General features: G+C 54.4%; 20 protein-coding genes and 1 other annotated feature (1 of these 21 cut by a window edge). Of the genes, 11 read left to right on the forward strand and 9 right to left on the reverse strand.

Features of this window, described 5'->3' with window-relative positions:
- Nucleotides 1-192, forward strand: a binding site (T-box leader) (it extends 48 nt beyond the left edge of the window).
- Nucleotides 193-252: 60 nt separating this feature from the next.
- Nucleotides 253-1,983 carry a threonine--tRNA ligase gene (locus H5T64_07580; GenBank protein MBC7264208.1) on the forward strand — a complete coding sequence of 577 codons (1,731 nt, stop codon included), beginning with the start codon at nucleotides 253-255 and terminating at the stop codon, nucleotides 1,981-1,983.
- A gap of 181 nt (nucleotides 1,984-2,164) precedes the next feature.
- Entirely contained in the window at nucleotides 2,165-4,963 is a 2,799-nt protein-coding gene (locus tag H5T64_07585; protein ID MBC7264209.1) for a cation-translocating P-type ATPase, read from the forward strand.
- A 119-nt stretch (nucleotides 4,964-5,082) separates the two neighbouring features.
- On the opposite strand, the gene H5T64_07590 is transcribed toward H5T64_07585, so the two are convergent.
- From H5T64_07590 to H5T64_07605, 4 genes are read right to left on the reverse strand one after another with little or no spacing between them, the layout of a single operon-like run.
- A complete protein-coding gene (locus H5T64_07590) occupies nucleotides 5,083-5,844 on the reverse strand; it encodes a phosphate ABC transporter ATP-binding protein (GenBank protein MBC7264210.1) in 762 nt (253 codons plus the stop codon).
- A 25-nt stretch (nucleotides 5,845-5,869) separates the two neighbouring features.
- A complete protein-coding gene (pstA, locus tag H5T64_07595) occupies nucleotides 5,870-6,718 on the reverse strand; it encodes a phosphate ABC transporter permease PstA (GenBank protein ID MBC7264211.1) in 849 nt (282 codons plus the stop codon).
- A gap of 7 nt (nucleotides 6,719-6,725) precedes the next feature.
- Nucleotides 6,726-7,676, reverse strand: coding sequence for a phosphate ABC transporter permease subunit PstC (gene pstC / locus H5T64_07600; protein MBC7264212.1), 951 nt, complete (start codon nucleotides 7,674-7,676; stop codon nucleotides 6,726-6,728).
- The gene (locus tag H5T64_07605; GenBank protein MBC7264213.1) at nucleotides 7,673-8,611 is read right to left on the reverse strand and encodes a phosphate ABC transporter substrate-binding protein; all 939 of its coding nucleotides are present in this window, start codon (nucleotides 8,609-8,611) and stop codon (nucleotides 7,673-7,675) included. The genes pstC and H5T64_07605 overlap by 4 nt, the downstream gene beginning before the upstream one ends.
- Before the next feature lie 125 nt (nucleotides 8,612-8,736).
- Here H5T64_07605 and H5T64_07610 point away from each other — a divergent pair, with 125 nt between their 5' ends.
- Nucleotides 8,737-9,492, forward strand: a complete 756-nt coding sequence (locus H5T64_07610; protein MBC7264214.1) for a phosphate ABC transporter ATP-binding protein — start codon at nucleotides 8,737-8,739, stop codon at nucleotides 9,490-9,492.
- A 49-nt stretch (nucleotides 9,493-9,541) separates the two neighbouring features.
- Here the strand turns inward: H5T64_07610 and H5T64_07615 are convergent, their stop codons facing one another.
- Nucleotides 9,542-10,069, reverse strand: coding sequence for a hypothetical protein (locus tag H5T64_07615; GenBank protein ID MBC7264215.1), 528 nt, complete (start codon nucleotides 10,067-10,069; stop codon nucleotides 9,542-9,544).
- A 141-nt stretch (nucleotides 10,070-10,210) separates the two neighbouring features.
- Between H5T64_07615 and H5T64_07620 the strand changes: the two genes are divergently transcribed.
- The 7 genes from H5T64_07620 to H5T64_07650 all read left to right on the forward strand — a co-directional run bounded on the left by H5T64_07620 (nucleotide 10,211) and on the right by H5T64_07650 (nucleotide 17,907).
- On the forward strand, nucleotides 10,211-12,091 hold the full coding sequence (locus tag H5T64_07620; GenBank protein MBC7264216.1) for an ABC-F family ATP-binding cassette domain-containing protein: 1,881 nt from the start codon (nucleotides 10,211-10,213) through the stop codon (nucleotides 12,089-12,091).
- Entirely contained in the window at nucleotides 12,069-12,713 is a 645-nt protein-coding gene (locus tag H5T64_07625; protein ID MBC7264217.1) for a dephospho-CoA kinase, read from the forward strand. Before H5T64_07620 ends, H5T64_07625 begins: the two co-directional genes overlap by 23 nt.
- 1 nt (nucleotide 12,714) lies before the next feature.
- Nucleotides 12,715-12,906: a hypothetical protein gene (locus tag H5T64_07630; GenBank protein MBC7264218.1), complete on the forward strand. Its 192-nt coding sequence runs from the start codon at nucleotides 12,715-12,717 to the stop codon at nucleotides 12,904-12,906.
- 3 nt (nucleotides 12,907-12,909) lie between these two features.
- Nucleotides 12,910-13,641 carry an HAD family hydrolase gene (locus H5T64_07635; protein MBC7264219.1) on the forward strand — a complete coding sequence of 244 codons (732 nt, stop codon included), beginning with the start codon at nucleotides 12,910-12,912 and terminating at the stop codon, nucleotides 13,639-13,641.
- A 73-nt stretch (nucleotides 13,642-13,714) separates the two neighbouring features.
- Complete coding sequence (locus H5T64_07640; GenBank protein ID MBC7264220.1) at nucleotides 13,715-15,223, forward strand: glycogen synthase; 1,509 nt, start codon at nucleotides 13,715-13,717, stop codon at nucleotides 15,221-15,223.
- A gap of 34 nt (nucleotides 15,224-15,257) precedes the next feature.
- Nucleotides 15,258-16,097 (forward strand): class I SAM-dependent methyltransferase, encoded by an 840-nt coding sequence (locus H5T64_07645; protein ID MBC7264221.1) that lies wholly within the window; start codon nucleotides 15,258-15,260, stop codon nucleotides 16,095-16,097.
- 76 nt (nucleotides 16,098-16,173) lie between these two features.
- Nucleotides 16,174-17,907, forward strand: coding sequence for an N-acetylmuramoyl-L-alanine amidase (locus H5T64_07650; protein ID MBC7264222.1), 1,734 nt, complete (start codon nucleotides 16,174-16,176; stop codon nucleotides 17,905-17,907).
- A 2-nt stretch (nucleotides 17,908-17,909) separates the two neighbouring features.
- Here H5T64_07650 and H5T64_07655 read toward each other — a convergent pair whose 3' ends face one another.
- The gene (locus H5T64_07655) at nucleotides 17,910-18,353 is read right to left on the reverse strand and encodes a D-tyrosyl-tRNA(Tyr) deacylase (protein MBC7264223.1); all 444 of its coding nucleotides are present in this window, start codon (nucleotides 18,351-18,353) and stop codon (nucleotides 17,910-17,912) included.
- Nucleotides 18,354-18,443: 90 nt separating this feature from the next.
- Here H5T64_07655 and H5T64_07660 point away from each other — a divergent pair, with 90 nt between their 5' ends.
- Nucleotides 18,444-18,743 carry a hypothetical protein gene (locus tag H5T64_07660; GenBank protein ID MBC7264224.1) on the forward strand — a complete coding sequence of 100 codons (300 nt, stop codon included), beginning with the start codon at nucleotides 18,444-18,446 and terminating at the stop codon, nucleotides 18,741-18,743.
- A gap of 52 nt (nucleotides 18,744-18,795) precedes the next feature.
- Here H5T64_07660 and H5T64_07665 read toward each other — a convergent pair whose 3' ends face one another.
- The 3 genes from H5T64_07665 to H5T64_07675 form a co-directional block, all read right to left on the reverse strand.
- Nucleotides 18,796-19,086: a zinc ribbon domain-containing protein gene (locus H5T64_07665; GenBank protein ID MBC7264225.1), complete on the reverse strand. Its 291-nt coding sequence runs from the start codon at nucleotides 19,084-19,086 to the stop codon at nucleotides 18,796-18,798.
- A 129-nt stretch (nucleotides 19,087-19,215) separates the two neighbouring features.
- Nucleotides 19,216-20,100 carry a ribosomal RNA small subunit methyltransferase A gene (rsmA, locus tag H5T64_07670; GenBank protein ID MBC7264226.1) on the reverse strand — a complete coding sequence of 295 codons (885 nt, stop codon included), beginning with the start codon at nucleotides 20,098-20,100 and terminating at the stop codon, nucleotides 19,216-19,218.
- Nucleotides 20,087-21,634: a DUF348 domain-containing protein gene (locus H5T64_07675; protein ID MBC7264227.1), complete on the reverse strand. Its 1,548-nt coding sequence runs from the start codon at nucleotides 21,632-21,634 to the stop codon at nucleotides 20,087-20,089. Before H5T64_07675 ends, rsmA begins: the two co-directional genes overlap by 14 nt.
- Nucleotides 21,635-21,636 lie beyond the last annotated feature (2 nt).

Raw genomic sequence — 21,636 nt, forward strand, 5'->3', positions numbered from 1 at the left:
TGGGGGTCATGGGCTGAAAGCCCTCACCGTACGGCAACAGGGAAAACCGCCTAGGAGCGAGCACCTCAAAGGCCTTGAAGCCGAGTATGGTGCTCCGGAAGCCATCCGTTAACGGCTGCGATGAGGGGTCCTAGGCTTTGAGCCTCTGGACAACTTGGGTGGAACCGCGTGAGTAAGCCTCTCGCCCCATGGGGTGAGAGGCTTTTTCTTTCCGTAGAGATCTGGTGGATGGAGGTACAAACAATGGCACAAATGAGCAGCGAGCTGGAGAATATGCGACACTCGACAGCGCACGTCATGGCAGAGGCAGTGCTGGAGATATTTCCCGACGCCAAGTTGGCGATCGGTCCTGCTATTGAGGATGGGTTTTACTATGACTTTGACCTGCCACGTCCGCTCACACCGGAGGATTTAGTGGAGATCGAAGCACGAATGCGGCGGATTATCGGCGAGAAACAACCCTTCATTCGGCAGGAAATTTCGCGCCAAGAGGCCGAACGACTCTTCGCGAACCAGCCCTACAAATTGGAACTCATTGCCGAGATGCCGAGCGATGAAATCATTTCTATTTACAAAAACGGGTCTTTTACAGACCTGTGCCGGGGCCCACATGTGGAACACACCGGGCAAATCCCAGCCGATGGTTTCCGGCTGCTCAACATCGCGGGAGCCTATTGGCGTGGGGATGAGAAACGTCCCATGCTACAACGCATCTACGGCACAGTGTGGCCCAGCAAATCGGAATTGGATGCTTACCTCCACCGACTTGAGGAAATCGAAAGACGCGACCATCGAAAATTGGGCAGAGAGCTCGATCTTTTCAGCACGCACGAAGAGGCCGGGGCTGGGTTGATCTACTGGCACCCCAAGGGGGGGCGGATCAGAGCCATCGTGGAGGATTTCTGGCGCCGGGAACACTTCGCTAACGGCTATGATATCCTCTATACACCGCACATCGGGCGCGCATGGCTGTGGCGCACATCCGGGCACTTAGAATTCTATCGGGAGAGCATGTATTCGCCAATGGACATTGACAATGTCGATTACTACATCAAGCCGATGAACTGCCCCTTTCACATCATGATTTACAAGACGAGAACGCGTTCCTATCGCGATCTCCCTCTACGGTGGGCGGAACTGGGCACGGTGTACCGCTACGAACGCAGTGGCGTGCTGCACGGTCTCCTACGCGTGCGCGGCTTCACTCAAGACGACGCGCATATCTTCTGCACTCCCGCCCAAATTGAGGACGAAATACTTCGTGTGCTACGTTTCTCGCTGCACCTGTGGCGCGCTTTTGGATTTACAGATGTGAAAGCATACCTGGCTACGCGACCAGAGCGGGCGGTAGGCGAGCCGGCGCGCTGGGAGCAAGCTACACAGTCCTTGCGCAAGGCACTGGAAGTGGAAGGTCTGCCTTACCAGGTGGATGAAGGCGGTGGTGCCTTTTATGGACCCAAAATTGACTTGAAGATTAAGGATGCACTCGGGCGCGAGTGGCAGATGACAACGATCCAGTTCGATTTCAACCTGCCGGAGCGTTTCGATATGACCTTCGCTGGTGAAGACGGACAATTATATCGGCCCTATATGGTGCATCGCGCTCTGCTGGGCTCTCTCGAGCGCTTCTTCGGTGTGCTGATCGAGCATTACGCGGGCGCCTTCCCGCCGTGGCTTGCGCCAGTGCAGGTGAAAGTCATTCCCATCGCTGACCGGCACACGGAATACGCCCACCAGATCAAGCAACGACTGGAAAAAGCAGACCTGCGTGTTGAGGTAGATGACACCAGCGAGCGGATGAACGCCAAAGTGCGTAATGCCCAGCTCCAGAAGATACCGTACATGTTGGTCGTCGGCGACCGTGAAGCGAAAGCAGGGACAGTCTCCGTGCGACTGCGCACAGGAGATAACCTGGGCCCACAATCGCTGGACGAGTTCATTGCCATGGTACAGGAGATCGTGGAGAAAAGGGCAAACGTGTAACGGTTTTTCCGCAGTGCTGTAGTTTTTCGTATACTTCATCTGCCAAAAGAGTGACTCTCTATCCATTATTAGCCTGTTTGCATGCTAGGCCGATAAAGTTTCTGCATGCCTTTGGCGAATTATCTCGCCTGATAGTGTTTTACGTTGTGGTTGGAGTCGAATTTCCGAACGGGGAATCCCTATGTCTAACTGGCACCGCTTAGATGTCGCTGACGTGCTAACGGAATTGAGGAGTGACCCAGATGGCGGACTGAGCCAGGTCGAGGCACAACGCCGGTTGGCCGAGCACGGCGCTAATGAATTGATCGAGCGGGGCCTCAAGAGCCCCTGGCGCATCCTATGGGAGCAACTGACTGGCACGATGGTAGTCATTCTCATCATCGCTGCCACGATCTCGGTTGCTCTGGGCGACCATAAAGACGCTGCGGCCATCATAGCCATCGTTGTGCTCAATGCCATTCTTGGCTTCACCCAGGAGTACAGAGCTGAAAGAGCGATAGCAGCCCTCAAAAAACTGGCTGTGCCCACGGTCAGAGTGCGTCGTGACGGCAAGGTGCTGGAGATCTCAGCGCGGGAGTTAGTGCCCGGGGATGTTATTTTCTTGGAGGCTGGAAATCTCGTGCCAGCCGATGGGCGGGTGCTGGAAAGCGTGAATTTACGCACCCTGGAAGCAACACTGACTGGTGAGTCTGTGCCGGTGGAAAAGACCCCTCAGGCCATAGAAGAGGAAGAGATCCCCCTTGGCGAACGGCATAACATGGTTTACATGGGCACAGTAGTTACTTATGGACGGGGGCTGGCTGTAGTTACTGAAACCGGGATGAACACTGAACTCGGTAGCATTGCTGAAATGATCCAAGTGGTGGGACAAGAACCCACGCCTCTGCAGCGGCGTTTGGAGCAGTTAGGGCGGGGCTTGGCAGTGGCTGCCCTGGCTATCGTGACCGTAGTCTTTGTCTTGGGCCTGGCACGCGGCGAGGATATGCGGCTAATGCTTTTGACCGCCATCGGCATGGCTGTGGCCGCTGTGCCCGAGGGGTTGCCAGCTGTGGTTACCATCGCCTTGGCTTTGGGTGCCCAGCGGATGCTGCGACGGAACGCGCTCATTCGTAAATTGCCGGCTGTGGAAACACTTGGTTCTGTTACGGTCATTTGCTCCGACAAGACCGGCACCTTGACGGAAAATCGCATGACCGTCACTGTGCTGGATGTGGCCGGACACCCGGCGGTGAACCTGGACGAGCAACTGTACCGGGGACAGCCGGTGTTGCGCCCAGAAAGTCCACTAACCCTTGTGGGTACTCGCAGCCTTGGTTCGTCCGAAGGTACAGAACCAACCTCCCAGTGTCTGGATCCCACCCTGACTCTGCTGCTAATCGGTGGTGCTCTATGCAACGATGCGATGTTAGAGCAAGATGTGAACTCCCCGGGACAATTTCGCGCCATAGGAGATCCCACCGAGGGAGCGCTGGTGGTGGCTGCCGCCCAATTTGGATTGTGGAAAGCCCACTTAGAGCAGATCCTGCCCCGTGTGGCCGAGGTGCCTTTCACGTCGGAGCGCAAGCGGATGACTACAGTTCATCAGATCCTTGCTTCAGATAACTCGATTCTGAATGTCTCAATGGATCTTGGACAATGGTCGTTTCTTGCTCTCAGTAAGGGTGCTGTGGATAGCCTATTGGAAATATCGAACCAGGTGTGGGTTGATTGCCGTGCCGAACCTATGACTAACGGCTGGCGTGGGCGGATCATCACTGCCAATAATCGACTGGCCCAGAACGGTATGCGAGTGTTAGGGGTTGCCTTCCGGCTTTTGCCAACAATTCCTCGAGAGAACTCTGAGGCTGAACTGGAGCGCGGTATGGTTTTCGTGGGCCTCATCGGCATGATTGACCCACCACGACCTGAAGTGAAAACAGCCATCGCCACCTGCAAAGAGGCCGGCATCCGAGCCATGATGATCACCGGCGATCACCCTTTAACAGCGCTGCACATCGCCCAAGAACTAAAGATCGCTGATGGCACCCAGCGCGTGGTCACAGGGGCAGAGTTGAGTCGCATGTCAGTGGAGGACCTGGAGAAGATCGTCGAGGGGGTGGCCGTCTACGCTAGGGTCTCGCCAGAGCACAAATTGAAGATAGTACAGGCTTTGCAAAACAGGGGGCATATTACCGCCATGACAGGCGATGGGGTCAACGACGCCCCAGCGCTCAAAAAGGCCGATATCGGCGTGGCTATGGGCATCACCGGCACCGATGTCTCCAAAGAGGCAGCGGACATGGTGCTACTAGATGATAATTTTGCCACTATAGTGGCTGCGGTGAAAGAGGGCCGCGTCGTCTATGACAATATCCGCAAGTTCATAAAGTACACTATGACTTCCAACTCTGGCGAGATTTGGACGATGCTATTAGCGCCCTTCTTGGGCATGCCGTTACCTTTGTTGCCACTACAGATCTTGTGGATCAATCTCGTTACCGACGGCCTGCCCGGACTGGCCTTAACCGTTGAACCAGCCGAGCGGGACACCATGCGTCGGCCACCCTATCACCCTCAGGAGAATATCTTCGGCCGCGGTATGGGCCGGCATATCCTCTGGGTTGGCTTTCTCATGGGGTTAGTATCCTTGGGCTTGGGCTTCTGGGCGTGGCATACGGCGCGTCCCACGTGGCAGACTATGGTCTTCGTCACCCTCACCCTATCGCAGATGGGACACGTTTTGGCTATCCGCTCAGCGCAAGATTCCCTGTTTCGTATTGGTCTACGATCCAACAAAGCGCTGTTGGGGGCAGTACTGTTGACGTTCGTCTTGCAACTGCTGGTGGTATATGTGCCCCTTCTTCAAGGTGTGTTCAAAACAGTGGCCCTGCCACTTAGAGACCTGGCCATCAGCCTGATCCTAAGCATGGTAGTCTTCTGGGCAGTGGAATTGGAGAAGTTCATCTTGCGACGCGCCGGGGGCCGCCAAACTGCCAAATAACTTCAGGAGTGGATCTTGGCTTACGTAGAATTTGGCTGATCGCGGCCTTGGAATAACAGTAGTGTAAATATAATCGGACACGTTAAGCAGACGGCAAGTGGGTCGCAGGCTCTGATGTATTAGCCGAACCTGCCGGTTACGTAATCCTCCGTTCTTCGATCCCGGGGCCGGATGAAAATCCCCTCGCTATCTCCGCATTCTACCAGTTCCCCACTCAGCAGGAAGGCCGCTCGGTCGGCCATACGCGCTCCCTGTTGCACACTATGTGGCACGAGGATAATAGTATAGTCGCGCTTCAACTGGCGCAGCGACTCTTCCACTTTGGCGGTAGAAATAGGATCGAGGCCCGAAGTGGGGTTGTCCAGAAGGATTACTTCGGGCCGGACTGCAAGGACCCTTGCCAGGCATAACCGTTGCTGCTGTCCACCTGATAATTCAGCGGCGGGGGCATCCAGTCGGTCTTTGACCTCATCCCACAGGGCGGCTGCCTCGAGAGCGGAGCGCAGGCGCAGTTCCAACTCTACCCGATCATGCACACCACTTAACTTGGGCCCATAGATTATGTTGGCCCGGATGGAGCCCGGCAGCGGGATAGGCAAAGCGAATACCATACCCACGCGGCGGCGCAATCCCACTACGTCGAAGCCTGGGGCATAAATGTCCTCGTCATCCAGCAAGATTTGACCCGACATCTGGGTGCCATATTCTAAATCATTCAGCCTGTTCAACAAGCGCAATAAGGTGGACTTGCCCGCCTGGGCAGGACCGAACAGGACTGTGATCTGCCGCGGGTAGATATCCAGATTGATGTTCTTTAAGACCAACCCGTTGCCGTACGAATAGGAGAGGTTTTCGATATGAATCTTAGGTTTTGGCGTGATAACGTCCGTCACCGAGTTGCCTCTACTACCACTGACGTCGTCTACGGAAGTAACTGCGTACCAGAGTGGCCACTAGGTTCAGAGATAAAACCAAGGCGAGTAGTACCAAAGCAGTCCCATATTGGATCTGCAAGGGCATACCAGGCACCTGCGTTGCGATCACGTACAGATGGTAGGGTAGAGCCATCGTTTGATCGAAAAGGGAATGAGGTAGGCGCGGGAGGTAGAAGGCCGCCACTGTGAATAGGATAGGCGCTGTCTCGCCGGCTGCGCGCTCTAAGCCCAGGATAACCCCTGTTATAATGCCGGGGAGGGCATGTGGTAAGACCTGGTAGCGGATGGTTTGCCAGCGGGTGCCTCCCAAAGAAATGCTGACCACGCGAAAAGCCTGGGGCACCGAGAGAATTGCTTCCTCCGCCGTACTCACTACTACGGGTACGGTCATCAATCCCAAAGTCAATGAGCCAGCGATGATAGAAGTGCCCAGGTTCATGAAAAGTACGAAGAGACCTAAACCAAAGAGACCATAGACAATGGAAGGGATGCCAGCCAAGTTGATGATGGAGAGGCGAATCAGTCGAGTGAGCCAGTTGTCACGGGCGTATTCAGCCAGATAAATCGCTGTGGCGATGCCCAGGGGGATGGCGGCGATAGCCGTGCCAAAGGTGAGTATTACTGTGCCTACAATCGCTGGCAAGATGCCGCCTTCCCTCATTCCTGCGCGAGGCATCGAGGTCAGAAATTCCCAATTAATGGCTGTTGCGCCGTGATAGAAAATGACGCCGATTACCAAGACGATGGGGACGACCACGATTATCGCGGTCAGGGTCAGCAAAGCAAAAGCAATTTTTTGTGTAGTGTATCGAGATACCATGTTTCCCCTAACGCATCAAACGCCCGCCGCGACGCTCCCGCGCACCGATGGTCAAGAGCGATGCGATGGCATTGACAATGAATGTGAGCACAAACAAAACCAGTCCGATGACGAAGAGCACGTGGTAATGAGTACTACCTCGGGCCACTTCCCCCATTTCGGCAGCGATGGTGGCCGTCATCGTGCGCACTGGGCGCAGGATGGCATCCAGTTCCATTGGCATGCGAGCGGCGTTGCCGGTGACCATCATGACGGCCATGGTCTCACCCACCACGCGTCCAATACCCAACATAATGGCGACCAAGATGCCAGAACGCGCTGCTGGCACAATCACTCGCCAGATAGTTTGCCACTGTGTAGCGCCCAATGCGTAGGCACCATCGCGATAAGTCGTGGGTACGGCGTCCAGAGCATCCTCTGCTATCGTAATGATGGTAGGTAGTGCCATGTACGCCAGCATCAAAGAGCCAGTCAGGGCAGTCAGGCCTGTGGGTATACCAAGTTCTTGTCTTATCAAGGGGGCGACCGCCACCATACCCAGGAAGCCCAGCACCACAGACGGCACTCCCGCTATCACTTCGATGAGCGGCTTGAGTATCTCACGGAGCCAGCGGGGCGCGATCTCTGCGACAAAGATAGCAGTTGCTAAACCTAAGGGCACGGCGATGACTACTGCCCCAGCGGTTACTAAGAGCGAACCGAGAACCAGTGGCAAGATGCCGTAGATGCCAAAGATGGGGTACCAACGCTGGCCCAGGAGTACACGCCACGAGGTTTGCCAAAATGCTGGAGCCCCCTCAAGAAGTAAGAATGCCAGGATCAAGGCAACGAAGCCGATCGTGGAGACACCTGCCACGCGAATCAGCGACTCAATGGCAAATTCGCGCCAGTGAACGGGTAACTGTTTGGCCAAGCGCTGGTTTGGAATATTGCTGTCTGGTTCCAGATGCACGGTCATTCCTTCTCTTCTGCGAGAGGGACAAAGCCCAGTTCTGCTACAATCGCTTGCCCTTCTGGACCACGAATCCAATCCAAATAGTCCCGGATAGCGCCAGTTGGTTCGCCCGCCGTATACATATACAAGAAACGGGCGATGGGATAGGACCCATCCTTCACTGTAGTTGCGTTAGGCAGGACGAATGGTCCAGCCGCTGATACGCCGACGGCAATGACTTTCTGGTCTGGGGTAACATAGCCGAGCCCATCGTAGCCAATAGCGTTGGGGTTTTGACGTATCTCATTGCTGATACCTTCGGAAGAGGGCATCAGTAGTGTATCGGGCGAGAACAGGGCATTGTTATCCGGTTGTCCCTTGCGGATCACCGTCTCCAAGAAATAGACGTGTGTGCCGGAATTCGATTCCCGAGATAGTAGCACGATGGGCCGATTTTCCCCACCTACCTGACTCCAATTGGTGATAGCTCCAGTGAAGATATCGGAGATCTGATCAATGGTGAGCCGATCCACAGGATTACTGGGGTGAACAACTACCGCAATGGCATCGCCTGCTACGGTATGTTCCACAGGCTCGATGCCATTGGCCCGCGCCTCCGCCTTTTCCTCGGGTTTCATCTCTCGGGAAGCGTTGGCGATATCCGCCGTTCGGTTGATGAGTGCTGCAATCCCAGTACCTGACCCGCCGCCGGTGACGGCGATACGTATCTCAGGGTGTTTGGCAGTGTACGCCTCTGCCCAGGCCAGTGCCAAATTCACCATCGTATCGGAGCCTTTGTTTTGGATGGTTTGAGCAGCTCCTGGGGTGGGGCTAGTTCCCTCAGGAACACGACAGGCGGAGAGAGCCAGACAAAAGATCATGCAGGCCCATATCCCTCGTATCGGGGTGGATTTCATACGCTGAGATGGCCTCCGTTGGCTCTGTGGAACTAATACCATTATACCACGCCCCTCCGTTGACGGTCAAAGTAGCGGCTGCGCTGCGGAGCCCAGTTCGCAATGTTGCCGATTAAGATGAGCGAGGCTATAATTAAAGGCCCAGAACACTGATGAACCGACAGCCTATGATTGAGAAAATCCAAGTGTGCCATCTAAACTTTTATTATGGCAGTTTCCAGGCACTGCGAGATATCAGCATGCCGATTTTGGAACGCCAGATCACTGCTCTGATCGGCCCCTCTGGGTGTGGCAAGTCCACATTTCTGCGCTGTCTCAACCGGATGAACGATACGATTCCGGGGACGAGAGTCGAGGGCGAGGTTCTCTTAGATGGCAAAAATGTTTATGCCCCCGATGTCGATGTAGTGCAATTGCGCCAACGGCTGGGAATGGTATTCCAGCGCCCGAATCCTTTCCCGCAGTCGGTGTTTGATAACGTCGCGTTTGGTCCGCGGGTGTTGGGCCTGGATCGCCAGGAGAGTTTGGAGGACATCGTGGAGCGTAGCCTGCGAGGGGCGTCCCTCTGGGACGAGGTGAAGGATAACCTTCGCCGCTCGGCTCTGTCGCTGACCGGCGGGCAACAACAGCGCCTCTGCATCGCCCGGGTTTTGGCAGTAAAGCCCGAGGTAATTTTGATGGACGAGCCTTGCTCGGCCTTGGACCCCGTTGCCACGTTGCGCATTGAGGAATTGATGCGCGAGTTGGCCCGCGATTACACCATCGTTATCGTTACTCATAATATGCAACAAGCAGCGCGGGTTTCCGATTGGACTGGTTTCTTCTGGCTGGGGGAACTGGTAGAATACGGACCCACGAAACGGATCTTCACCAATCCCGAAAGGCAGATGACCAGCGATTACATCACGGGCAGACATGGCTGAGTCGCCTTGGCAGTAGGCTGAAAAAGGCGGACTCCTGAGTCGTGGGGTTTCATTCGTTGCTCAACCAATGCCGAAAACGTTCGGCCAGGAGTCCTATTTGGCGCAATGCTTTCCACATTGCCTCGTCCCAGATATTGCCGTGCGTCAACTCGCTGATCTCCCGGGCCTGCATCAATCGCTCCCAGTGGGTAACAATAAAAGTGATGCGCCGCCATTTATCGCTGACAATCGGGTGAGGGAGGCGGCGCAATTCCCCGAGATGCACTTTGTAATACAGATTGTGAGCCCGGGGATGGCTTAGTTCATCCGGGAACAGATCGAGCCTTTTAACGGTTTCCCACATTTGGGCTTCCGCGCAGTAATGAATGGCCCACTTTTCGTCCTGAAAGGCGCGGGTGTGGTAGAAAGCAATGATTGGCGCACCTATGGCCCGCCGGGGTACACGCTGTACCGGTATGCGATACCAGTGTTCATTGCAGAGGATAGCGAAATCCCGCCAATTGTTCACGACGGCTACGAGAACGGTGTCATACTTGTCGTGTGCATCTGGCGAGATCACCGGGGCATCTTCCCGCATATTTTAGCCGCCCACATTCTTAGCCAGTGATTGCTCGCTCACGTCTATTCTAACTTCGGTACCGTCACTTGTCAATGTGGCGAGGTGTTGTGCTATAATCTATTTACTCCCAGAATATAGCCTCGGATTGAGGGGTACATTTTGTCTGTCCTGGTGGCCAACAATCTAGCGAAATACTTTGGTGGTCAGGATGTTTTCTCTGGACTCAGTTTCCAGATCAGCCGTGGCGACAGAATCGCCTTGGTTGGCACGAATGGTGTTGGTAAGACGACGCTTCTGCGGATTCTAGCCGGCCTGGAGATGCCCACAGCGGGTACGGTAAGCGTTGCGAGGGGTGTGCGCATAGGTTATTTGTCCCAGCATCCTGAGACCTCCGATACGCGCACGCTCTGGGACGATATGCTCACCGTTTTCGAAGACCTGCGGGCCCAACAGGCGGAATTGCATCGCTTAGAGCAAGACATGGCTGACCCGCAACGCCGTGAGACCGCCATGAAGCGTTATGCGAGCCTCCTCACGCAGTTTGAATTAGCGGGCGGATATACGTATGAGGAGCGTATCCAACGCGTGCTCATGGGCTTGGGTTTTGGTAGAAACGATTGGAACAAACCACTCTCCAATCTCAGTGGCGGGCAACTTACACGAGCTCAACTTGGCAGACTGCTCCTCGCTAACCCAGACCTTCTGCTCCTTGACGAGCCCACCAATCACCTCGATTTAGCGGCCACTGAGTGGCTGGAGAACTATTTAGCCCAATGGCCTGCGAGTCTGCTCGTCGTGGCCCACGATCGTTACTTTTTGGATAAAGTTGCTAACCGCGTGTGGGAGTTGGGCTTTGGGCAACTGGATCAGTATACGGGCAACTACACCGCGTATGTACGCCAGCGGGCGGAGCGCATCGCACGCAGAGAATCGGAGTATGAAGCGCAGCAAAAGCACATCGCCCGCACTGAAGAGTTTATCCGTCGTTATCAGGCTGGCCAGCGCTCAAGAGAGGCAAGAGGGCGGCAGAAACGCCTCGAGCAGATGCAGCGCGTGGAACGGCCCCAACGTGCTAAGACCATGGCTCTGCGGTTGGAAACCAGACGACGTGCAGGCGATAATGTGCTCCGCCTATCTGGATTGGTTGTAGGCTACGACAAGCCGCTTTTCTCCTGTCCCGACTTGTTGCTCTCGCGCGGGGAGCGTGTCGCGCTACTAGGTCCAAATGGCTGTGGCAAGACAACGTTCCTGAAAACGATCTTGGGTGAGGTACCTCCATTGAAGGGCAAGGTGACCCTGGGCGCAAACGTCCTTGTCGGCTATTTTGCTCAGGGACATGAGGATCTACACCCAGAGCGGACTATCCTCAGCGAACTTCTCGAGGTGAAAAATCTGTCCATCGGTGAGGCGCGTCATCTGTTGGGCCATTTTCTTTTCTCCGGAGACGAGGTGTTCAAGCCTATTTTTGCTCTCAGTGGAGGGGAGCGCGGTCGTGTGGCTCTGGCCAAACTAGCGGTACTGGGTGCGAATTTCCTTTTGCTGGACGAACCTACCAATCATTTGGACATTCCTTCTCAGGAGGTATTGGAAGAGGTATTAAAGGGCTTCAGTGGCACTATCCTTTTTGTCTCGCATGATCGTTACTTTATCAACGGGATTGCCACGCAGGTATGGCTTATTGAGGATAACCGTTTGACTGCTTATGAAGGGGATTATTCCGCTTTTTTAGAGCGCCGGACGGCATCTGTCGAGACTCAAACTGGCGCTACTGAGCGCTGTACGCCGCGCACTCGCGTATCCTCTGCAAAAGGTATTGAGAGAAAAGAGATCGTCACCAGACGGAAGCGCATCACAGAGTTAGAGTCCGAGATCCTTGCTCTGGAAGAGAGGTTGAATGCGTTATCGGAGATGTTGTCGGCAGCCAGCGCAGCCCGGGACGTGGATAGCCTGCGAGAGTTAGGCATGACGTATCAGGCGGTCGAAGCAGAGTTGGCGCGACGATTAGAAGAGTGGAGCATTGAGGAGACAGGCAGCGACTAAGTGCAAAGGTCCTTATATTATCGGGCTTACCGGTAATATTGCTACAGGAAAAAGCCTGGTTGCGGGAATACTGAACGAACTCGGTGCGGAAATCATTGATGCTGACAAACTGGCTCACGAGGTCGTGCAGCCTGGCACGGAGGTTTATAGACAGGTCGTTTCCATTTTTGGCAAATGTGTCATCCGGTCTGATGGCGAAATTGACAGGGTGAAACTGGGGCAGATCGTCTTTGCGGACCCGGAGGCCATGCGTCGGCTGGAAAAGGTCATCCACCCCGCAGTCATCGCTCGGGTGCAGGAGATCTTGGCTACTACAAAGGCAACGGTAGTGGTCATTGAAGCCATCAAGTTACTCGAAACCGGGATGGACAGCATCTGCGACGCCATCTGGGTCGTCACTAGCCCGCGGGAAGTGCAAGTGCAGCGCTTAATGGAAGAGCGAGGTCTGACACAGCAGGAAGCCAAGTTGCGCATTGATGCACAACCATCCCAGGAAGAGAAGATCCTCCGTGCCGATGTAGTCATTGACAATGGAGGCACTATCGCTGCGACCCGTGACCAGGTATCGCGGTTGTGGGCTCAAATTCCGGTTTTCGAGCGCACGAGGGAGCGAAGGAGGTAATATGGCACGTTGGCGTGAGTTCTGGGAAAAGTATCCCATCCTCTCGATGTGGGCTATTCTCGCTGTGGGTATGGTGCTCATCTTCCTATGGGCATCGCGGGATGTGGAGTTGACCGCTACGCAGCGCCTATTCCTCGCTTTGAGTTGCGTAGGCTTGGCTGGAATTTGCTCATGGATTATTTCGTGGGAGTAGGGAATGGGTGATATCCGGGGCATCATCTTTGATCTAGGCGGCACTCTGATGTACCTCGATAGCACCTGGGATGTCATCACGTCCTCCAATGCCGCCAGCCTGGAAGCCTATCTGAGGTCGCTGGGTTACTCTATCAACGAGCGGTTTATTGAGGCATTCCTGCGCCGTAAGCGCGACTACTTTGATCGGGCGCGTGCCGAAGGCGTCGAGTATCTCACTTCCCGCGCCCTGGACGAGACCTTGGCCGAATTCGATATCACCTTGGATGAGTTCACGAAAAGACGGGCGGTTGAGGCCTGGTTTGAGCCCGAAAAAGCAGCCTGGAAACCTTTCCCCGAGTCTCTTCCCACTCTGCGCGCACTCCACTCTATGGGCTACCGCCTAGGGCTCATCTCCAATGCCACAGATGACGTGTTCATCGAGGAATTGGTGGACCGCTTTGGATTTCGCCCATACTTGGCCCCTGTCCTGAACTCGGCGGCGGTGGGCATCCGCAAGCCGCGACGCGAGATTTTCGAAATGGTCCTCAAGCCTTGGGGGATGTCCTCTCACCAGGTTGTCATGGTGGGCGATGATCTGGAAATGGACGTCCAGGGAGCGAAGAATGTTGGGATGCGCAGCATTCTCGTCACGTGGTGTGAGGCTCCGCGTAACGAGCAGTTCCGCTCAGTTATTGTACCAGATATCGCAATCGGCTCGTTGGCAGAATTGCCGGAATTGATTGTCCAACTCTGATCGCTTGCTAACCCAATGACTTGCGCTACGGTTGATGTTGGTCTGGACTGGCTGTCATAAGGAGTTCCGCTAAATGACTCCAAACGAATCACTGAAAATCCTGTTCCTCTCCGCCGAAGTCGTCCCCTTTGTTAAGACAGGTGGTCTTGCAGACGTCGCGGGATCGCTTCCAAAGGCTATTAAGGCATTGGGCCATGACATCCGCCTTTGTATGCCCCGCTATGGGCGTATAAATAGACAGAAGTTCGGGCTGCGGGAGGTTCTCAAAACGTTCCCCGTGCCCATGGATGACCGGACCGAGCCGGCTGCTGTCTGGCAAACCAGTCTGGATGGCGGTGTGCCCGTGTATATGATTGAAAATGCCAAGTATTACGATCGTGATGGCATCTATATGTATCCTGACGACGCCGAAAGGTTCATCTTTTGGTGCCGTGCCAGCCTGGAGATGCTCAAACAACTACCCTGGCAACCGGATATCATTCACTGCAACGATTGGCACACGGCTATCATTCCGAACTGGATGAGGACCATTTATAAAACTGACCCGTTCTTTGCCAATACGGCTACGGTATATACCATCCACAATCTAGCCTATCAAGGTATCTTTGGGTATCGCGTCCTGGAAATCGCTGGGATTGCAGAATACGGCTTTATGTATCACCCTGAAATGATGGATCTGGCAGAAGTGGTGGATCTAATGGCGCGGGGCATTTTCTTCTCGGATGTGATTAGTACAGTGAGTGAGACCTATGCTCAGGAAATACTAACACCTGAATATGGCGAACGACTGGATCCTCTTCTGCGAGATCGCCGGGATCACCTATATGGCATCTTGAATGGCATAGACTACGAGGTCATGGATCCAGCCACAGATCCATACATCGCTGTCAATTTCGATGTGAAGACTTTAGAGAAACGTGCTCAGAACAAAGCCGCGCTTCAGAAAGAGGCCAACTTAACAGCGAACCCGGATGTGCCGCTCATCGGCATTATTTCACGGCTCACGGACCAAAAGGGTTTCGATATTCTGAGCGATGTCATTGACCATATTCTGGATATGGATGTGCAGTTTGTCCTTTTAGGTACGGGTGACCAGCACTATCACGAAGTGTTTACCAAAGTAGCCCGCTCCTATGCTGGCAAAGCGGCTGTCTTTCTTACCTTTAACGCTGAATTGGCACAGAAAATCTATGCCGGGACGGATATGTTTCTTATGCCCTCGCGCCTGGAACCCTGCGGTCTGGGGCAGATGGTCGCCATGCACTATGGTAGCGTGCCCATCGTGCACAAGACCGGCGGCTTGGCTGACACAGTGCAAGATTTCGAGCCTCGCACAGGCCAAGGGAATGGCTTTGTCTTCGAGCGCTACGATCGTTGGGCGCTTTTTGCCGCTATCGTTCGAGCAGTCGAGAATTACAAATACCCGGAGTCGTGGCGCAGACTCCAAATCCGGGGCATGACTGCCGATTTCTCCTGGAACGCTTCTGCGAAGAAGTATGTGGAACTATATCACCGGGCCTTGGCTGCTCACATGCGAGAGAGCAAGCCTGGGCTGGAAGAATATAACGTTATTAAACACTGAGTGAACACATATAAGCCTTTATGGAGATTGAGAAGTGAGTGGAGGACGCAGAAAGTCCGACCGGGAGATAGCAATAGAGCGGAAGTGGCGTGATATTCTGCTTGAGAGGCCAGATGCCAAAGATTTTCAGCGTGCCTACGATGAACTGCATGCCTTGTTTCTGGAGGAGCAGGGCGGTGTGGGGGAGATTTATGGTGAGGTCAACCCTCGCAAGCAGGACGCTGGTCGCCAGGCTGTGCTACGCCTGGTCGGCCAGGGCCATCGAGTTTTAGAGTTAGGCTGTGGGGATGGTATGACGTCCTACCTGTTGGCCAAGGCAGGCAATTCGGTAGTCTCGATTGACATTTCTCAGATTGCATTAGAGCATGCCCGTGCTCGGGTCACCCCAAACTCGACCCTCGACCTTCGCTACGAATATGGCGATGCCCGGAAATTGGATTTCTCCGACGCCAGTTTCGACTTTGTGATCAGCGAACATCTTATAGAGCACCTTCCACCACAAGATATAGTTCAGCACTTTCGGGAAGTGTGGCGTGTACTAATGCCGGGAGGGTGTTACCTGGCCCTAACACCTTCACGTCTGGCTGGCGGGCGGCAGTCGGTAGGGTTTCATCTGCGGGTGTACGTGTTAGAAGAGTTGTGCCATCTCTTAGAGGGTGTAGGCTTTGAAGTGACATGGGTAGAGCCGAAGTTTTTGCCCAAGTACGGGTTCATGTTTCAGGTGCGCCGACCATTTCTGGTGGGGGTTTTCTTATATGATCGGGTGATGGAAGCGCTGCGTTTGTGGACCTGGCCCAGTGCGATCAAGTGGCGGATGATGCCGACACTGATGGTAAGCGCACGGAAAGTTGAGGAAAGCAACTCATTGCATTGAGAAGCCAGTGAGTGAGAAGCCCCCTCGAGACGAAACGTGTGGCAGGGAAAATTGTGCAGGAAGGAGAAGACGAAAGATGAACAAGTTCGGCATTCACTTACCCAACGGTGGCCAGTATCCCGCCTTCAATCAGATGCTTTCCATGGGTGGCGACAACTACACGCTCTTGGATGACCCCGGTTGGGTGGACGCCATCAAGCGCATCAAAGAAACCCGACCCAACGCTGTGATATTGGTGCGCTATTATCATCCTGCCTGGTGGACAGTGCCAGCGGACGAATGGGCGACAATGTGCGCGGCGAAATATGACCAGCACAGAGTTTTCACTCGGCACTGCACTTGGGCTAACGAGCAGAATATCGAGCGGGAAGCAGGCATAAACGAAAACGACAGCGCCTCCTTCCGTGCCTGGTATCAGCGCATCAACGAGTGGAATCTGGCCTTTATTCGGAACTTTCGCCAACTTCGGCCTGACGCCATTCTCCATTACCCGGCTTTCGCCTGCGGAAACCAAGACGATTACGACGACAAACGCTGGGGATGGATAGGATTGGAGATATGCCGTCCTTCGATTGAGGCCAGCGATGTACTGGACTACCATCCCTACTGGCGGGGCGGGGGTTTTGGTTTGTGGGATGACAATGAGATGTGGTATGCCTTTCGCTTTACCCTTGGCCATGCCCTGTTCCCCGACAAGCCGATCTATATTTCAGAAACAGGCAATTTCTCGCCCCGAGACTATAACTTCGCGGAACAAATGACCCATTTCTTCAACAGGCTCTATGAATATCCCTACGTCATTGGGGCAACGCCTTTTATCTGGGCCGACCCTACTGGCCAGCACAAAGTCAACGATTGGCAACAAAACCCCAATTTGGGGGAGGTGGTACGCAAAATCAAAGATGCTCCCAAGCCCGATGTGCCTTTCCCCCAACCACCATTTAAAGAGGGCGAAGTATTAGTGATGGACAGGCCCTCCATGCACTATCAGGATCGCCGAGGGTACCCACTGTTAAAAGTGGTATTACATGACACGTACTCCCCGGTGAACACCACGCCTGAGGACACGCTGAACTATTTGGTGAAAAACAGTGAGGAAGTCTCAACCCACGAGTATATCATGCCTCCCAAAGCGGGCGTGGTGAGGGTAGTGCGTATGGTGGACCCCAGCCTGGCTTCTAATGCAGTGGGCTGGTCCGTGATACCGGGTTACAATAGCCAACCTTCTCCTGGAGCCAAGCCCACGCCTAATGCCAATTGGTGTACTTTCAATATCGAAATGTTCAAATCTCAGGCAGATAGCGGTCCGTTCCCCGAAGCACAATACAAGGCCATGCTTGATCGCATCGTGAAAATATGTCGAGATTACAAATTGGGTGCCAAAGATGTGCTCCTACATCGCGAGATTGATACACGGGGCAAAATAGATCCGCGAGGGATACTTGCGGAGAAGGTGCGAGCGGATGTTGCTGCGCTTCTGGGCGAGCCAGTGGGTGGCTACACCAGCCATTACGTGCTCATGGCCCAGAACATCCCCGTTTCTTGGCGGCGGGCGCTGGAAAAATATTTCGATACTTTCAAATGCACGAACGGCCAGAGTCATGATGATGCAATGGCCTATCGGGGTAAGACCCATTACATCACATTTGTTGGTGCGCCCGATTGTGAGTACGGCGTCCCGCAGGAGGTGGAGGATTATATCAAAGAGCGGGCTCCCGATGTCCAGACCAACCGTATGATGGCCCGCACGGCGGAGGAATTGGCGGCTATCGCCAACGACCGGGCAGAACGTGGCAACCCTTACGCCTGAACTTATCGCTCAATGATGATGGTGACTGGCCCGTCGTTGTGGATTTCCACAAGCATGTGAGCCTGGAAGATCCCTGTTGCTACCTGGATGCCAGCGGCTTGCAGGAACTTCACAAACTCTTTGATCAAAGGATCGGCGACCTCTGGTGGAGCGGCCTGGCTGAAACTGGGGCGGCGACCCTTACGCGCGTCTCCATAAAGGGTGAATTGTGAGACCACGAGTGCCGCGCCGCCGATGTCTTGAAGTGAGCGATCGAAGTGACTTTTGCCCTGAGGGTCCGGGAAGATGCGCAGGTTGGCGATCTTATTGGCCATCCATAGGGCTGTGGCCGTATCATCCCCTGCTGCAATGCCGAGCAAGACGACGACGCCTCGACCGATAGCCCCAACAACGCGCCCATCCACTGTAACCTGGGCCTGGGTTACTCGCTGGACGACTGCCCGCATGCGCACCTCTTTGTCAGTTTGCTAATCGCGTTCAAAACATTATAATGGTATCGCGGTGGTGAAGTGCGAACCCGAGGTTGGGAGACGGCGGTGTTCAAACTACTGTTAACCTGGGATGTGAAACCCGGACAGGAACAAGAATACATTAAATTCCTGACGCAAGAACTAGCACCTAAAGTCATTGCACTGGGTCTGCAACTCACTGATGCCTGGTATAACATGTACGGTGATGGTCCGCAAGTAATGGCTGGTGGCATTACCGAAGATCTGGCCGCTATGCAGGAAATCCTCTCCAATCCGGAATGGGAAGAACTGGAAGCCAAACTTCTAACATTTGTGGACAATTACCGGCGCCGCGTGGTAGAAACTACCGGTGGTTTTCAGCTCTAACTAAAAGTACACTCCTCTCCTTAGTTTCGTGCAGGGAGAAGGGGGCAGCCTGCTACTCTGCTGCCCCCTTCTCGGGTTTAGTTGTTTCGCTTTCCGCAGGTGAATCCCCCTTTTCGCTGTCTGAGACCCCTTTGGGTTCGTGTCGGGTCGAGGAAAGTGAGGGGCTTTGGCGGTAGTCTGTGGTGTAAAACCCTGAACCTTTGAAAATGATGCCCACCGGCTGAATGAGACGATGTACTGGTCCGGCGCATTCTGGGCATGTTTTTAAGGGCTCCTCTTTTATACTTTGCCATCGTTCAAACCGGATACCGCAAGTCTCACATTGATACTCGTAAATCGGCATCGCACATCACCTCACATTGCACATCAGATTGGACATAAGAAGTGACATTCGCAGTGAGCGGATGTCACTTCGCAAAAATTTTAACACAATTCGTGTTAGTTGGCAAGTGAACTTGTTATGCGCGGTACGCTATTGTGGACGACTGTGCCTAACAGGGTCTCCGTTCGCCCTGCACCTCTTTACCAACGCCCGGCTTAGGCAGGCCCACTCGTCGAGGGATAAATCTTCAGCCCGATGGGTGGGGTTGATCCCACAATTGTTCAGGAGTTTCACCACCTGCTCCGTCGTTAGGCCGAGCCCCCGGGCCAGCGAGTTGCGCAGTTGCTTTCTTCGCTGGCCGAATCCTGCACGTACTATATCGAAAAAGATCCCAGGTTCAGGCACGTCATAAGGTGGGGTTTCGTAGAGATCCAGGCGTACTAAAGCCGAATCTACCTCTGGAGGCGGGTAAAAGGAATGTCGGGAGATGTGCGCTATGATTTTGGGTCGGGCGTAAAACTGCACGCTCACAGCCAATAGACTCATATCGCCAGGCTTGGCGATGATGCGCTCAGCCACCTCGCGTTGTAGCATCACCACCATGCGTGTCGGTTTCTGTTCTGATTCGAGAAAATGACGCAGGGTGGGTGAGGTAATGTAATAGGGGAGATTGGCAACCACTTTGTAGTAGGGTGGCGACTCTGGTGCCAGGAGGGCTACAGGGGAGATGCTCAGGACATCGGCGTGAACGAGTTTGACATTCGTTAAGTCGGAGAGGCGGTGTTCCAGAATGGGAATGAGCCTCCGATCCACTTCTACTGCCACTACGCGTCTCGCTCGTTCTGCCAGTGCTCGTGTGAGCACACCAAAACCAGCGCCTACCTCGATAATGGTATCGTCGGGCGAGATCTCCGCAGCAGCCAGAATCCGTGGCAAGAGCCTTTCATCGCGCAAGAAATTTTGGCCTAATGCCTTATCGGGTCTGAATCCGAATTCAGTGAACAGGGCTCGGAGGCTCTTGCTAAGACCTCCCACGCGCGCGCTCCTGTGGATAGTCTGGCAGAATGTACGGGATCTCGTTTGGTGGCGGGACAGGTTCCAATAGGTACACGTCTACCCAGCGATACCAGAGTTTGAGGTTTTGTTCATCATAACACAAGTCAATGCGCCTGCCTTTGATTGCACCACCAGTATCGGCTGCTGTGCCGAAGCCATAGCCCGGCACATACATTTTTGTGCGCAACCGGATGACTGTCGGATCTACGGCGATGACGCCCTGCCTAGCCTGCCAACCCAATCGCGTGATGCCATAGGCGGGGTGATCAGGGGACTTACCCGAAGTGGCGGCTGTGTACGAGGTTGCTAAGACGCGGAGATGTCGCCAGTAGCGTATAGTACCAGCCGGTGTTTGTAGATCGCGTAGGACAATTTTCGTGCCGTAAGCGATGATGCGCGGGGTTGGAGGCACCTCCACCCATTCTTCTTCCTGTACTCGTGCGGTTTCCACGCCGTCTGCGTAGGTGATGCGGATGCGGCGTTTCTTTACGCCCTCTGCTCCTGGCTGGTCCACCCGACGCTGATCGAGTTCTAGGTTAGGGTCTGGTTTCCATACCGTTTGGTAAGCGATAGGTTCCGCTTCCACGATCCAGTCTTCCATCACCCGCGTCACACGGATAGTCATGTCATTGGTTACTTCAGTGTCGAGACTGACATCGGTGTAATCCTTGCCTCTCAGGGTAACACCTTCTTCTTGCAGCACGTCACTGACAGTGCTGTCCAAGGTGCGGGTACGGATTTCTCGTCCATCCACGAGGATGGACACGGGCTTGGACCTTTTGATGTAAACGCGCAAATCCGCCGTGAGAGGTGTTTCTGGTCCCGGGTTGATTTGATCGCCCAAATAAAGGGGCACTTTCTGTTCAAGCAAGGCTTCGCCTACTGAGCGGGCTGTGCTGAGGACGGTCGTTGGCAAGCCCTCATCGATGATTGTGATGGGCACAGCGCGCTGTATGGCGATGCGCACTGGCGGCGGGCTGGTGGCTACGGGGGTGCCTCGCGAGCCACGAGTAGCAACAGTTCTCGTCGTCCGTGCGAGAGTCTCGTTGCCAAGCGCAGTGCTAAGTTCGGTGGCCTGACCATTGAGGAGAACCCGATCGCGAGAGTTCAGCGGTATGTCTAACTCTCTCAGTAACTCACCGACTGTTCGGCTATGCGTCCGGTGCTGGATGCAGTCGCCGTCGGTCTCTACTGTGACTGGCAAAGCCAGGCGAATGTGGATCGTGGCACCAGGGCGAACAGAGGCCCCCAAGGGAGGATACACCAAATCCACCGGCGCAACCTCAATCCCTATCTCGCGCAGGACGGCTCCTACAGTGGTCTGATGCGTCCGCACGGTGATAGGCTGCTCATCGAGGAAGATGGTAACCCGGTGGCTGCCCGCTACGTAGTTTCGTATCAGCGCCATGGATATTGCAAGGATGAGCAGCAAAGTTAGGAACCCTGAGTTTAACCGGGTCTTTTGGTAGATCGCACTGTTGTGTTGTCGGAGTGCCTGGGTATCGGTTACCAAAT

This window comes from Chloroflexota bacterium, from assembly GCA_014360825.1.
GTDB lineage: Bacteria > Chloroflexota > Anaerolineae > UBA2200 > JACIWT01 > JACIWT01.